The sequence below is a fragment of the Micromonospora sp. NBC_00421 genome (assembly GCF_036017915.1).
Taxonomy (GTDB): Bacteria; Actinomycetota; Actinomycetes; order Mycobacteriales; family Micromonosporaceae; genus Micromonospora.
Genome location: NZ_CP107929.1, coordinates 2,587,116 through 2,600,999 on the forward strand (window position 1 = coordinate 2,587,116; position 13,884 = coordinate 2,600,999).

The following is a 13,884-nucleotide window of genomic DNA, read 5'->3' on the forward strand; positions in this document are numbered from 1 at the left end:
CCACGGCCCGGTATGCCTGTCCGTCATATTCATGCCGCAGTGGCATACCGGTCCCGCAGGGAACCGCCTTCCACCGCCGTCACACGCGGGCGACCGACCTCCGCGCCGCGCGGTCGCCCGCGTCGGTCGACGTGGGCCGGCACCCGCCCCCGCTCCCCGCCGGGTCAGTGCACGTGGGCCAGGTAGGCGTCGATGGTGGCGGCGAGGATGGCCGGGCCGGGCCGGGACCAGAGCGCGGCCTGGAACACCTCGACCTCGACCGGCCCGGTGTATCCGGCGGCATCCACCGCCTCGCGCAGCCGGCGCAGCTCCACGCAGCCCTCGCCGGGAAGCGCCCGGCCGAGCAGCACCCCCTCCGGCAGCGGGGTCACCCAGTCCGCCGCCTGGAACGCGGCGATCCGGTCGCCGGCCCGGGCCACCTGCGCGTACACCGTGTCGTCCCACCACACGTGGTAGGTGTCGACCACCACCCCGACCACCGCCGGGTCGAACCGTTCGGCGATGTCGAGCGCCTGGCCGAGGGTGGCGATCACGCACCGGTCGGCGCTGAACATCGGGTGCAGCGGCTCGATGGCCAGCCGTACCCCGGCTGCCGCCGCCTGGTCGGCGAGCGCGGCGACGGCGTCGGCGACCTGTCGTCTGGCCCCGTCGACGTCGCGGCTGCCGGGTGGCAGTCCGCCAGAGACCAGCACCAGTTCCCGGGTGCCGAGGGTGGCGGCTTCCTCGATGGCCCGCCGGTTCTCGTCCCACCAGTCCGGGGCGGTGAAGAACCCGCCCCGGCACAGCGAGGTGACGGTGAGCCCGGCGGCACGGACCAGCCGCGCCGCCCGGTCGAGGCCGTACTCCTGGACGGGTTCCCGCCAGAGGCCGATGCCGGGCACCCCGGCCGCCACGCAGCCGGCGACCGCCTCGGCCAGCGGCCAGTGCTGGGCGGTGGCCTGGTTGAACGAGAACCGTTCCAGCCCCGGGGCCGGCACCACCCGCCCGGCCGCCGCGCCACCGCCCGACACCGCCGGGGCGGTCACTGGGTCACCCCGGCCACGGTGAGATACGCCCGTGCCCGCGCGGCGGCCAACTCCGCGTCGGGGAGCAGCCCGGCATCGTCGGCGAGGACGAGCAGCCGGGCCAGGTGGGCCGGGGACCGGCCGGACTGCTGCCCGGCCAGCATGGTGAAGTGCTCCTGGTGCCCGGCCAGCCAGGCCAGGAACACGATGCCGGTCTTGTAGAACCAGGTCGGCGCAGCGAACAGGTGCCGGGCCAGGGGCAGGGTCGGGGCGAACACCGCGTCGTACCGGTCCAGGTCACCGGCGTCGAGGGCGGCGAGCGCGGTGGCGGCGGCCGGCGCGATGGCGGCGAAGACGCCGAGCAGCGCGTCGGAGTGGCCCTGTGCGTCACCCCGGATCAGCTCCGGGTAGTGGAAGTCGTCGCCGGTGTAGAGGCGTACCCCGGCGGGCAGGCGGCGGCGCAGCGCGACCTCCCGCCCCGCGTCGAGCAGGGACACCTTGATCCCGTCGACCTTCCCCTGGTGCCCCTTGATCAGGTGCAGCACCGTCTCGGTGGCCTCGTCCAGGTCGGTCGAGCCCCAGTAACCGGCCAGCGCCGGGTCGAACATGTCACCGAGCCAGTGCAGCACCACCGGCTGGTCGGCGGCGGCGAGCAGTTCGTCGTAGACCCGCAGGTAGTCGTCGGGGGCGGTGGCGGCGGCGGCCAGGTGACGGCTGCACATCAGCACCGGTCGGGCGCCTGCGGCGCAGACGTCGGCGAGCTGTTCGGCGTACGCCCGGGTCACCTGGGGCAGCGTCGCCGGCCCGGGTGGGAGCTGGTCGGTGGCGACCCCGGCGACGATCCGGCCGCCGACCGCGCGGGCCTCGGCGGCGCTGCGCCGGATCAGCTCCCGGGTGGCCGGGTGGTCCAGGCCCGCGCCGCGCTGGGCGGTGTCCATCGCCTCGGCCACCCCCAGCCCGTACGACCAGAGGTGGTGCCGGAAGGCGAGCGTGCCCTCCCAGTCGACGGCGGCCGGGGCACCGGGGACGTTCTCCGCCCGGGGGTCGGCGACGACGTGCGCGGCGGCGTACGCCACCCGGCTGGTGGACGGGCCGGTGGGGCGGTCGTGGCCGGCGCTGCCGCGCAGCCGGTGGGTGCTGCCGTCGGGCAGTCGGACGGCGGTCACCGGGACAGCTCCGGCACCTCGACCCGGCGGCCCTCCCGGGCCGAGCGCAGCCCCAGCTCGGCGAGCTGCACGCCGCGCGCCCCGGCCAGGAAGTCCCAGGCGAACGGGGTGCCGGTGACGACGTGCCGCAGGAACGCCTCCCACTGCACCTTGAAGCCGTTGTCGAACTCCTCGTTGTCGGGCACCTCGGTCCACTGTGCCCGGAAGTCCTCGGTGGCGGGCAGGTCGGGGTTCCAGACCGGCTTGGGGGTTACCGCCCGGTGCTGGGCGCGGCAGCGGCGCAGCCCGGCGACGGCGCTGCCCTCGGTGCCGTCGACCTGGAACTCGACGAGTTCGTCGCGGTGCACCCGGGTGGCCCAGGACGAGTTGAGCGCGGCGACCACCCCGCCGTCGAGTTCGAAGATGCCGTAGGCCGCGTCGTCGGCGGTGGCCGGGTAGGGCCGGCCGGCCTCGTCGACCCGCTGGGGGATGTGGGTGGCGGCCACGCAGGTGACCGCCCGGACCGGGGCGAACAGCTCCTCGAGCACGTACTGCCAGTGCGGGAACATGTCCATCACGATGCCGCCGCCGTCCTCGGTGCGGTAGTTCCACGAGGGCCGTTGGGCGGGCTGCCAGTCGCCCTCGAAGACCCAGTAGCCGAACTCGCCGCGGACGGACAGGATGCGGCCGAAGAAGCCGCCGTCGATCAGCCGCTTGAGCTTGCGCAGCCCGGGGAGGAAGAGCTTGTCCTGGACGACACCGGTGCGGATGCCGGCGGCGTCGGCGGCCCGGACCAGCTCCAACGCGGCAGCGCTGGACTCGGCGAGCGGCTTCTCGGTGTAGATGTGCTTGCCGGCCTCGATGGCCTGGCGGATCGCCTTCTCCCGTTGCTGGGTCACCTGGGCGTCGAAGTAGATCTCCGCGTCGTCGCGGGCGAGGGCGGCGGCGAGGTCGGTGGTCCAGTCGGTGAGGCCGTGCCGTTCCGCGACCGCCCGCAGCCGGGTCTCGTCCCGGCCGACGAGGATCGGCTCGGGCCAGACCCGGGTGCCGTCGGCCAACGCCAGGCCGCCCTGCTCGCGGAGGGCGAGCAGGGAGCGGACCAGGTGCTGGCGGTAGCCCATCCGACCGGTGACGCCGTTGACGATGATGCCGATCGACCTTCGGGTCATGGTCGTTCTTCCCCTCTGCACGTCACATAGGTAAGCGCTTTCCTAGCAGCCTAGGTGGCCGCCCGACCACGGGGCAAGGGCCAGCTCCCACCGTTGCGGTAACCTGTCCGCTACCGCGCGGCCCGCCTCGGGGCCGGACACTTTCGGGGGTGCCCATGGCGACGCTGGCCGATGTCGCCCGCCGCGCCGGGGTCTCCCCCGCCACCGCCTCCCGGGTGATCAACGGCAGCAGCAAACCGGTCGCCGAGGAGCTGCGCGAGCGGGTGCTGCGAGCCGTCGCCGACCTGCGGTACGTGCCGAACGCGCACGCCCAGCTGCTGGCCAGGCCGCAGCGCAGCGTGGTCGGCGTGGTGGTGCACGACGTCTCCGACCCGTACTTCGCCGAGCTGACCCGGGGGCTGCAACGGGTCGCCACCGACCACGGCCGGCTGGTCATCATCTGCAACAGCTACCGCGACCCGGAACGCGAGCTGGAGTACGTGGAGATGCTGCGCGCCCAGCAGGTCGCCGCGATCGTGCTGGCCGGGTCCGGCTACCACGACGCCACCTTCACCGCCCGGCTCGCCGAGAAGCTGGCCGCCTACGAGGCGACCGGCGGCCGGGTGGCGGTGGTCGGCCGGCACGAGCACCCCGGCGACGCGGTGATGCCGGCCAACACCGACGGCGGCCGGTTGCTCGGCGAGGAGCTGCTGCGCCAGGGGCACACCCGGATCGGGGTGGTCGCCGGCCCGCAGGTGCTGACCACCATCACCGACCGGCTCGACGGGCTGCGCGCCGCGCTCGCCGACGGCGGCCACCCGCTGCCCGAAGAGCGGATCCGGTACGCCGACTTCGACCGCGACGGTGGCGCCCGCGCCGCCGGTGAACTGCTCGACGCCGTCCCCGGACTGACCGCCCTGGTGGCGTTGAACGACTCGATGGCCGTCGGCGCGTTGACCCTGCTGCGTGCCCGCGACGTGCCGGTCCCCGGGCGGGTGTCGGTCGTGGGCTTCGACGACATGCCGGTCGCCGCCGACGTCACCCCGGCACTGACCACCGTCCGGCTGCCGCTTGTGGAGCTGGGTGCACGGGCGATGACCCTGGCCCTGGGCCCGGCCGCCGACCGCTCCCGGGTCGAGGTGCTGCCGGCCACCCTGGTCGTCCGGGACAGCCTCGGCCCCGCCCCGGCCTGACCAGCCCGTACCGCGCCGGCCGACCGGTTCGACTGTGCGCACCGGCTCAGGCCGGGGTGGTCGCCAACTCGGCGAGGCGGTCGATCTGCCGGGGGTCGGACAGCGCCGAACCCACCGCCACCACCCGTACCCCGGCGGCGAGGAAGTCGGCGGCGTTGCCCGCGTCGATCCCCCCGGTGGCCACGAACCGCAACTCCGGCAGCGGACCGGCGACCGCCTTGAACCACTGTGGACCGAGACTGACCGCCGGGAAAGCCTTGAGCCAGATCAGCCCGTGGTCGAGCGCGAGCTGTGCCTCGGTGGGGGTGGCCACCCCGGGCAGGTGCGGGATGCCGTAGCTGACCGCCGCGTCGGCCACCGCCAGGTCCAGCCCGGGGGCGACGGTGAAGGCCGCCCCGGCGCTGGCGGCCTGCCGTACCTGGGCAGGGGTCCGCACCGTGCCGGCCCCCACCCGCCGGCCCCGGTCCTTGCCGGCCTCCACCGCCGCCCGCAGGGAGAGCGTGGCGTCCGGGGTACGGATCGGCACCTCGACCACGTCGATGCCGAGGTCCCAGGCCCGTTCGGCGAGCCGGACGGTCTCCGTCGGGGGCAGGTCGCGCAGGATCACCATCACCCGCGCGGTGCCGAACAGGGGTGCGAAGTCGTGCGCGGTCATCAACCGTTCCTTCCGGTGGCAGGGGTGGTGAGCAGGCCGGCGTCGACCAGGTCCAGGCCGGCCCACTCCGGTGCCGGCAGGGCGAGGAGCCGGTCGGCCAGCGCCCGTCGCGGCGGCGGAGCGGTGTCTCCCGCGACGGTCAGGGTGGGGGCCGCGCAGAGGTGCCCGAGCCGCAGGCAGCGGTCCAGGTCGAGGCCGCGCAGCAGCCCCGACAGGCAGCCGGCGGCGAAGGCGTCACCGGCACCCACCGGCTCGTGCACCGGCACCCGCAGCGCGGGGACGAAGACGGTCGGCCCGCTGCGCGGCAGCGCGGTGACCCCGACGTCGGCGTCCTTGACCACCACCAGGTCCGGGCCGGGCAGCAGGTCGCGCACGGCGGTCGGGTCGGTGACCCCCCACAGGGTGTGCGCCTCGTCCAGCCCGACGAGGACCACGTCGGCCGCGTCGGCGAGCCCGCGCAGCACCGGTGCGGCGTCCTCGGCCGACCAGAGCCGGGCCCGGTGGTTGACGTCGAAGGTGACCCGGGCGACGGGCAGCGGTCGGTCGGTGATCGCCCGGCGGACCAGGGCCGCACAGGACGGTGAGAGGGCGGCGGTCACCCCGGACAGGTGCAGCAGCCGGACCCCGGCCAGCCTCGGGTCGTCGAGCACCCCGGGGTCGAGGCGGGAGGCCGCTGAGCCGGACCGGTAGTAGTGCACGGCGGTGCCGCCCGGTGCCGGGTCCTTGAGATAGACACCGGTCGGCGCGGTCGGGTCGACGGTGACCAGGCTGGTGTCCACGCCGGTGGCGCCGACGTGCCGCCGCACCCGCCTGCCGAACGGGTCGTCGCCGACCCGGCTCACCCAGGCGGTCCGGTGGCCGAGCCCGGCGAGTGCGGAGGCCACGTTGGACTCCGCCCCGCCGACCGAGACGCCCAACCGGTCGGCGGCCTCCAGCGGCCCGGTCGGATCCGGGCTGAGCACCACCATCGACTCGCCGACGGTGGCCACCTCGGGTCCGGCCGGCACGGGCCCACCGGGGGGCGACTCCGCGCCGGACGGCCGGTCGGCGGTCACCCCGGCTCCGCGGCGGCGAGCAGGGCGGTCACGCCGGCCCGGTCGTGCACCCCGTCGGCGACAAGCACCCGGTGCTGCCCGGTCCGCCGCCCACCGGCGGGCACCACGGCCGGCCGGTCGAAGGCGAAGGCCACACAGACACCCGGGTACATCGCCGTCCGCACGAACCACCTGTCGCCGAGCCCCAGCCCGGTGAAGACCAGGGTGTACGCCCCACCGCCCGGCGCGACACAGGTCAGCGCGACCCAGCGGGCGGTGCTGCCGTTGGCCGCCTGCTCACCGTCGGCGTCCATGGTGAACGCGGTCGGCTCACCGTCGGCGACCGCCCGCCAGAAGAAGCCACCGTAACCGGCCCCGCCGGGTCGGCCGTTGGTGGCCGGGCTGCCCAGGTGGACGTCCCGCGTCGCCGGGGCGGTGAGGGTGTAGTCGACGTCGAGTGCCCAGGCGTCCGCCGTCACCGGGGTCGCGGCGAGCCGGCGGTGCTCGGTGAGCAGCACCCCGCCGGCGCGGTCGCGCCACTGCAACACGTGCGCCAACCGGTCCCGGGTGCGCTCGCGCCACTGCGTGTGCGCGATCATCCCGTGGTCGTCGCGCCAGGTGTAACCGGTGCCCCGCACGTACGTCCGGCCACCCCACAGGTTGGTGCCGTCGACGTCCTGCACGGCAAGCGACGCCCCGAGGTGCCAGACGTGGTCGGCGGGGAGCGCGTCGGTGACCGGGGTGCCGGCAAGCGTCCGGACCGGGTGCAGGTAGGGCCGGGGGCCGTGCTTGGGGGCCAGCTCGGGACGGACCACGTACCGGGCCACCTCGACGTCGCCGACGTGCAGTGCGGGGTCGTCGTCGCCCGGCCCGGCGGGGCCGGACTCGACCGGCTGCGGACCGGGCCCGGCCGGCTGGGGGACCGACCCGATCGGATCCGGGTCGACGTGGTGCGGGTCGGGGTCGGTGCGGGTCGGGGTGGGGTGGGGGTGACCGGTCACGGTGCCTCCGTCCGGGCGGTGGGCCGGCGGGCGGCGACGGCGTGCAGGGCCGCCAACGCGTAGCCGGCCAGGATCGGCACCGCCACCGGGGTGACAAGTATCCCCAACAGCGTGGCCACCGCGCACACCCCGCCGGCCGCCGCCCAGGTGCCCGGCCGGGCCAGGGCGGTCCCGGCGGCGGCGCGGGCCGCGTCCCGCCAACCCTGCCCGCCGGTCCGTCCGATCGCGACCACGGTCAGCCCGGCGTACCCGGCCAGGGCGGCGGTGACCACGACGGTGCCGGCCAGCGCGAGCCCGCCACCGGGCACCCGGCCGGTGGCCAGCGCGACCAGGTCGACGCCGAGCGCGACGGCGACGGCCACCCCGACGACGCCGGCGACCAGGCCGGCCGGCAGCGCCCGACCGAACCGGGCCAGCGTGGTGCGCAGGTCCGGCCAGCCGCCGAGGGTCAGCCGATCGTGCACGGCGGCGCTGGCGGTGGCCAGGGCCGGCGCGAGGGTGAGCACCGGCAGCGCGGCCAGGCTCAGCGCGAACCCGAGCAGCGCCAGGTCGGTGGCGTCGCGCAGGGTGTCCCGCCAGTCCCGGCGGGTCGGCTCGGCGGCCGGCTCCGCCAGTGGGGCGGCGGTCATCCCTTCAACCCGCTGGTGTTGATCCCCTCGACCAGCATCCGCTGGAAGGCCAGGAAGAACAGGAAGACCGGCAGCAGGGACAGCACCGACATGGCGAACATCGGGCCGACCGCGCTCTGACTGGTGGAGTCGATGAACAGGGTCAGCGCGACAGGCACCGTGTAGTCGTCCAGGCTGGACAGGAAGACCAGTTGCCGGAAGAAGTCGTTCCAGGTCCAGATGAACGAGAAGATCGCGGTGGTGACCAGCGCCGGCCGGCTCAGCGGCAGGATGACGTGCCGGAAGATGCCGTACGGGCTGGCGCCGTCGATCTTGGCGGCCTCGTCCAGCTCGCGCGGGATGCCCCGCATGAACTGCACCATCAGGAACACGAAGAACGCCTCGGTGGCCAGGAACTGCGGGATGAGCAGCGGCAGGTAGGGCCACTCCCCGCCGACCAGGCCGAGGCTGCGGAAGAGGATGTACTGCGGCACGATCAGCACGTGGCCGGGGAGCAGCAGGGTGCCGATCATCACGGCGAACCAGATCCCCCGCAGCCGGAACCGCAACCTGGCGAAGGCGTACGCGGCGAGCAGGCAGGAGACCGCGTTGCCGGCCACGGTCAGCAGGCTGACCATGGCGCTGTTGAGGAAGAACGTGCCGAAGCTGAGGTCGAAGTTGCCCCAGCCGGCGGTGTAGTTGCCCGGGGTGAACGTCTCGGGCAGCAGGCCGATGTTGTTGACGATCTCTTCCTGCGACTTGACCGAGGTGCCCAGCATCCACAGCAGCGGATAGAGCACCACCGCCACGATCGCGATCAGGATCAGCAACCGCACCGCCTGCCGGCCACCAGGCCGGCGGCGGCCGGTGCGACGCGTCGTCGAGGTCACCGCCACCATCACTTCTCCCCGTCGGAGTAGTGCACCCAGAACCGCCCGGTGCTGAAGAAGATCGCGGTGATCAGGCCGATCGCGATCAGGAACACCCAGGCCATCGCGGAGGCGTAGCCCATCTCCAGGTCGGTGAAGCCGGAGATGTAGAGCTTCAGGGTGTACATCAGGGTCGAGTCGACCGGTCCGCCGGTGCCGTTGCTGAGCACGAAGGCGGCGGTGAAGCCCTGGAAACCGTTGATGGTCTCCAGCACCAGGTTGAAGAAGATGACCGGGGAGAGCATCGGCAGGGTGACGTGCCAGAACTGCGACCACCGGCTGGCGCCGTCGACGGAAGCGGCCTCGTACAGCTCGGTGGGCACCTGCTTCAAGCCGGCCAGGAAGATCACCATGGGCGCGCCGAACTGCCAGATGGCCAGCACCATCAGGGTCTGCAGGGCCCAGTCCGGGTCGCTGACCCAGGGCAGCCCCTCGATGCCGAACAGCGCGAGGAACGAGTTGAACGCGCCGTCCCGGTTGAACATGTTGACCCAGACGATGGCCAGCGCGACGCTGCCGCCGAGCAGCGACGGCAGGTAGAACAGCGCCCGGAACAGCCCCACCCCGCGCCACGCCTTGTTGAGCAGCAACGCCACGCCGAGCGCGGCGGCCAGCTTCAGCGGCACCGCCACCACGGCGAAGGTCAACGTGACCCGGACCGCGTGCCAGTACGACGGGTCGGCGGTGAACATCCGCTCGTAGTTGGCAAGCCCGACCCACCGCACCTCGGACAGCGGGGTGAGGATGTCGTAGTCGGTGAAGCTCAGCCAGAGCGAGAGCAGCATCGGGATCGCCGTGACGCCCATCAGTCCGATGAGCCAGGGCGAGAGGAATACGTAGCCCGCCAGTCCTTCGGCGTGCCGGTCCCGCCCGACCCGACGCCGGTTGGCGTGGGGGCGGGCGGAACCGGAGCGTCCGGTCCGGCCGGGGGCCGTGGTGAGGGCCACGGGGCCGGCTCCTTTCGTCGACCGCGATCGGTCGATCAGGCGATCGCGGACTTGCAGGCGGTGACGAACTGCTCCGCCGCCTGGGCCGGGCTGGCCCGCTTGTACTGGACGTTCTCGGCGGCCTTGACCAGCTCGGACTTGACCTTGCTGTGTCCCTTGATCGGCACCTGCGGCGACTGGCCGAACTTCTGTGCCAACTCGGACTCGACCTGGATGGACTGCTTCATCGCCGGGTCGGTCACCGTCTCGCTGACCGTGGCCCGCAGGTCCATGTTCGACGGCAGGCCCCGGTCGGTGCCGAGCAGCGCCACCGCCTCCGGGTCGTTGGCCAGGAAGCTGATCACGTCGACGGCGGTGTCGCGGTGCTTGCTGCTCTTGAACACCGACCAGTACATCGAGGCCCGCGCCCACTGCGCGCTCGGGTCACCCGGGTACGCCACGACGCCGAGCTCGTCCTTGGTGTTCTTCTTCAGGTCCGGCATCTGGTTGACCCAGACCCAGGAGGTCGCGGCCTTGCCGGTGACCACGAGCTGCTTGGTCACGTCGCTGGCGTTGCCCTCGTGGATCACGTCGGGGGTGGGGGTGGCGCCCCGGTCCCGGGCGCCCTTCCACAGCTCGAACCACTTCGTCACGTCCTCGGCGGTGAAGCCCAGGTCCTTGCCGTCGTAGAGGTCCTTGCCCTGCTGGCGCAGCCAGACCCAGAACGCCTTGTAGTCGGCGCTCGGGTCCTGGGTGCCCGGGATCTTGGTCTTGCGGGCCACCTGCTCGGCCCAGGCGATGTGCTCCTCCCAGCTCTGGCCGGTGGTCGGCTCCGGAAGGCCGTTCTTGGTCAGCAGGGTCTTGTTGTAGACCAGGCCCTGGGTGTTCTCGCCGGAGGCGACCCCGGCCAGCTTGCCGTCGACGACGCCGTACTCCAGCAGGCTCTTGGGGAACTTGGACACGTCGAGCTTGCCGGAGTCCTGGTAGCTCTTGAGGTCGAGCACGGTGCTGCGGCCGGCGTACTCGGCCAGGTAGTTGTCGTCGATCTGGAACAGGTCCGGCGGGTTGCCGCCGGCGGTGAGGGTGGCCAGCTTGTCGAAGTAGCCCTGGTTGGCCTGCCAGGTCTTCTCGAACGTCACGTTCGGGTGCTTCTTGGTGTAGAGGGCGAGGGCGTCCTCGGTGAGCTTGGCCCGCGCCTCACCGCCCCACCAGAAGACCGAGAGCTTGACCTGGCCGCCGTCACCGGCGGAGTCGTCGTCGCCGCAGGCCGCCGCGCCGAACATCAGCGGTACGGCGACGGCGGTGGCGACCAGGCCGCGCAGGAATCGACGGCGCGGTGCGGGGGTACGGTGGTGCGGTTCGGCCGGCGTGCCGGCGGTGGGGGACGTTGCGGGGTGCATCTGCGCTCACTCCTCGGGTTAGGAGGCGACGACGCCACCGGTGGTCACGGTCGGGCCGCCCGGGTCCGCAAGGCGATGCGGGCCCGGGCCATCCGGAACGGAGCCGGGACGGGATCGACCGGGTACGGGTCCGGTCGAGTCGCGAATGACCAGTTCGGTCTGGAGCATTACCTGTGCGGTGGTGCGACGGTCACCGACGGCCGCTGCCCGTCCCCCGCCGCGTGGGCGGGGTTCGGAGTCGTGCTGCAGCAGCATGTCGACGGCCGTCCGGCCGGCGGCCGCGGTCGGCGTGGCCACCGTCGTCAACTTGGGGCGGGTGAGTCGGCTCAGCGCGATGTCGTCGACCCCGACCACGCTGACGTCCCGGGGCACCCGGATCCCGAGGTGGTCGAGCCCCTCGATCAGCCCGATCGCCATCAGGTCGTTGTAGGCGAGTACGGCGGTGACGCCGCTGTCGCGCACCTGTTCGGCAAGCGCGCTGCCGCCGGTCTCGGTGGGCGGGTTCGGCCCGAGCACGGTCAGCTCGGCCCCGCCGGTGCGGGCGGCGGCCCCGGCCGCCCGGCGCATCTGCTGGTTGGTCCAGGAGCCGCGCGGGCCGCCGAGCAGGGCGAGCTGCCGGTGGCCGAGGCCGAGCAGGTGCTCGATCGCGGTGCGGGCCCCCTGGCCGACGTCCATCATCACGCAGGGCAGGCCGGTCACCTGGCGGTTTATCACCACCACCGGGACCTCCCGGCTGACCTGCTCGATCAGGGCGTTGCTCATCCGAGGGCTGCACAGCAGCACCCCGTCGACCTGCTTGGCCAGCGCGTGGACCAGCTCCTCCTCGGCGGCCGGGTCCTCGTTGGTGTCGGCCACGAAGACGTGGTAGTCGCGGTGCCGGGCCTGCCCCTCGGCCGCCTTGATCAGCGGCGGGAAGAACGGGTTGGCGATGTCCGCGATGATCAGGCCGATGTTGTGGGTCCGGCCGGTGATCAGGGCGCGGGCGGCCCGGTTGGGTCGGTAGCCGAGGTCCTCGGCGCAGGCCAGCACCCGGACCCGGGTCTCCGGGTTGACCAGGTGGGGTGCCGAGAAGGTGCGGGACACCGTGGAGATGTGCACGCCCGAGGCCCGCGCGACGTCGCGGATGGTGGCTGGCACGGGCGGCCCTCTCGTCGATGGTGTGGTCGGGGTCACGTGGGTGTCGCCAATTAATGCAAACGGTTGCTCCACTGTCAACGGGGCTTTGTTACGGATCGATTGCGACGACCCTCCCACCATGCCCTCTTAAGCCCACGAAAGGGGATCTATGCCACGGGATTGGCATCGATCGTTGACGTGGTCTTCGCCATCGTGGTTTCTTCACTGCAAACCTTTGCAGCGAGCGGGGAGGATCCCACCCGATGTCACCACCAGCCGCGCACCGCCGACGGCACGCCCTGGTCGGCACCGGGGCGCGGGCCGAGATGTTCGTCCGCGCCCTCGTCACCGACCACGCCGACACCGCAGAACTGGTCGCCTTCGCCGACGTCAACCAGGCCCGGATGGACGCGCACAACAGGTGGCTGACCGAGTTGGGCCACCCGGCCGTGCCGACCTACCGGGCCGGCGACTTCGCCGCCATGCTCGCCAAGGAGCAGGTCGACGTGGTGCTCGTGACAAGCGTCGACGTCACCCACGACGAGTACGTGGTGGCGGCCCTGCGGGCCGGCTGCGACGTGGTCACCGAGAAGCCGATGACCGTCGACGCGGCCCGCTGCCGGCGCATCCTCGACGCGGTCGCCGAGACCGGCCGGCAGGTCACCGTCGCCTTCAACTACCGCTACAACCCGCTGCACGAGCAGGTCCGGCGGCTGCTCGCCGACGGCGCGGTCGGCGAGATCGGCTCGGTGCACTTCGAGTGGCTGCTCGACGTGCGGCACGGCGCGGACTACTTCCGCCGCTGGCACCGGGACAAGGCCAGCTCCGGCGGGCTGATGGTGCACAAGGCCAGCCACCACTTCGACCTGGTCAACTGGTGGCTCGACGCCACCCCGGTCGAGGTGTACGCGGCCGGCCGGCTCTTCTTCTACGGCGACGCGGGCCGGCGGCACGGCTACGCCCGCGACTACGACCGGGCACACGGCTCCCCCGCCGCCGACGACGACCCGTTCGCCCTGCGGATGGCCGACCACCCCCGGCTGCGCGAGCTCTACCTCGACGCCGAGGGCGAGGACGGCTACCACCGCGACCGCAACGTCTTCGCCCCCGGGGTGAGCATCGAGGACGACATGGCGGTGCTGGCCCGCTACTCCACAGGCGCGACGATGACCTACCACCTCACCGCGTACGCCCCCTGGGAGGGCTACCGGGTGATGGTCAACGGCAGCCGGGGCCGGCTAGAACTGGAGGTGACCGAGAGCGACTTCGTCAGCCCGGCCGCCGCCGGGGCGCTCAAGGGCGCCGCCCTGCACGGCGACGAGGCCGCCGTCGAACACGGCGAGGCCACCCTGACCCTGCGCCCGTTCTGGGCCCCGCCCACCCGGATCCCGGTCGAGGGCTACACCCGGCAGGGCCACGGTGGCGCGGACGCCCGGATGACCCGGGTGATCTTCGGCGGTGAGCCGGACCCGCTGGGCCGGGCCGCCACCGCCCACGACGGGGCGCTGGCCCTGCTCACCGGGCTGGCCGCCAACCGCTCCTTCGACACCGGCGACCCGGTCCGGGTAGCCGACCTGCTCACCCTGCCCTGACCGCTGCCCACCCTGCGCCCGCCCCAACCCTGGTCCGTTGCACCCACCCACCTGCCCACCCCGGCCGTTACGGCCCACCCACCCACCCACCGACCCGCCCCGATCCGCCGACCCGCCGCCCGTACCCGAGGAG

Annotated in this window: 13 protein-coding genes; 2 read left to right on the forward strand and 11 right to left on the reverse strand. The window is 73.3% G+C overall.

Annotated features, from left to right (window positions below):
* Nucleotides 1-164 precede the first annotated feature (164 nt).
* Genes OHQ87_RS11210 through OHQ87_RS11220 form a run of 3 tightly spaced genes read right to left on the reverse strand, consistent with a single transcriptional unit; the run spans nucleotide 165 to nucleotide 3,318 of the window.
* Complete coding sequence (locus OHQ87_RS11210; RefSeq protein WP_328348812.1) at nucleotides 165-962, reverse strand: sugar phosphate isomerase/epimerase family protein; 798 nt, start codon at nucleotides 960-962, stop codon at nucleotides 165-167.
* A gap of 59 nt (nucleotides 963-1,021) precedes the next feature.
* Complete coding sequence (locus tag OHQ87_RS11215; RefSeq protein WP_442930748.1) at nucleotides 1,022-2,170, reverse strand: dihydrodipicolinate synthase family protein; 1,149 nt, start codon at nucleotides 2,168-2,170, stop codon at nucleotides 1,022-1,024.
* The gene (locus OHQ87_RS11220; RefSeq protein ID WP_328347570.1) at nucleotides 2,167-3,318 is read right to left on the reverse strand and encodes a Gfo/Idh/MocA family protein; all 1,152 of its coding nucleotides are present in this window, start codon (nucleotides 3,316-3,318) and stop codon (nucleotides 2,167-2,169) included. Before OHQ87_RS11220 ends, OHQ87_RS11215 begins: the two co-directional genes overlap by 4 nt.
* 155 nt (nucleotides 3,319-3,473) lie before the next feature.
* On the opposite strand from OHQ87_RS11220, the gene OHQ87_RS11225 reads away from it, so the two are divergent.
* Nucleotides 3,474-4,490: a LacI family DNA-binding transcriptional regulator gene (locus OHQ87_RS11225; protein WP_328348814.1), complete on the forward strand. Its 1,017-nt coding sequence runs from the start codon at nucleotides 3,474-3,476 to the stop codon at nucleotides 4,488-4,490.
* Between the two features lie 46 nt (nucleotides 4,491-4,536).
* Here OHQ87_RS11225 and OHQ87_RS11230 read toward each other — a convergent pair whose 3' ends face one another.
* Genes OHQ87_RS11230 through OHQ87_RS11265 form a run of 8 tightly spaced genes read right to left on the reverse strand, consistent with a single transcriptional unit; the run spans nucleotide 4,537 to nucleotide 12,180 of the window.
* Nucleotides 4,537-5,145 (reverse strand): bifunctional 4-hydroxy-2-oxoglutarate aldolase/2-dehydro-3-deoxy-phosphogluconate aldolase, encoded by a 609-nt coding sequence (locus OHQ87_RS11230; RefSeq protein WP_328347572.1) that lies wholly within the window; start codon nucleotides 5,143-5,145, stop codon nucleotides 4,537-4,539.
* The gene (locus tag OHQ87_RS11235; RefSeq protein WP_328347574.1) at nucleotides 5,145-6,200 is read right to left on the reverse strand and encodes a sugar kinase; all 1,056 of its coding nucleotides are present in this window, start codon (nucleotides 6,198-6,200) and stop codon (nucleotides 5,145-5,147) included. The genes OHQ87_RS11230 and OHQ87_RS11235 overlap by 1 nt, the downstream gene beginning before the upstream one ends.
* Nucleotides 6,197-7,180, reverse strand: a complete 984-nt coding sequence (locus OHQ87_RS11240; RefSeq protein ID WP_328347576.1) for a PmoA family protein — start codon at nucleotides 7,178-7,180, stop codon at nucleotides 6,197-6,199. The genes OHQ87_RS11235 and OHQ87_RS11240 overlap by 4 nt, the downstream gene beginning before the upstream one ends.
* A complete protein-coding gene (locus OHQ87_RS11245; RefSeq protein WP_328347578.1) occupies nucleotides 7,177-7,809 on the reverse strand; it encodes a hypothetical protein in 633 nt (210 codons plus the stop codon). Before OHQ87_RS11245 ends, OHQ87_RS11240 begins: the two co-directional genes overlap by 4 nt.
* Nucleotides 7,806-8,687: a carbohydrate ABC transporter permease gene (locus tag OHQ87_RS11250; RefSeq protein WP_328347580.1), complete on the reverse strand. Its 882-nt coding sequence runs from the start codon at nucleotides 8,685-8,687 to the stop codon at nucleotides 7,806-7,808. Before OHQ87_RS11250 ends, OHQ87_RS11245 begins: the two co-directional genes overlap by 4 nt.
* Nucleotides 8,687-9,664 (reverse strand): carbohydrate ABC transporter permease, encoded by a 978-nt coding sequence (locus tag OHQ87_RS11255; protein WP_328347582.1) that lies wholly within the window; start codon nucleotides 9,662-9,664, stop codon nucleotides 8,687-8,689. Before OHQ87_RS11255 ends, OHQ87_RS11250 begins: the two co-directional genes overlap by 1 nt.
* A gap of 35 nt (nucleotides 9,665-9,699) precedes the next feature.
* Nucleotides 9,700-11,043: an ABC transporter substrate-binding protein gene (locus OHQ87_RS11260; RefSeq protein WP_328347584.1), complete on the reverse strand. Its 1,344-nt coding sequence runs from the start codon at nucleotides 11,041-11,043 to the stop codon at nucleotides 9,700-9,702.
* Between the two features lie 18 nt (nucleotides 11,044-11,061).
* A complete protein-coding gene (locus OHQ87_RS11265; protein ID WP_328347586.1) occupies nucleotides 11,062-12,180 on the reverse strand; it encodes a LacI family DNA-binding transcriptional regulator in 1,119 nt (372 codons plus the stop codon).
* A gap of 242 nt (nucleotides 12,181-12,422) precedes the next feature.
* Between OHQ87_RS11265 and OHQ87_RS11270 the strand changes: the two genes are divergently transcribed.
* A complete protein-coding gene (locus OHQ87_RS11270) occupies nucleotides 12,423-13,751 on the forward strand; it encodes a Gfo/Idh/MocA family protein (protein WP_328347588.1) in 1,329 nt (442 codons plus the stop codon).
* The last annotated feature ends 133 nt before the right edge of the window (nucleotides 13,752-13,884 follow it).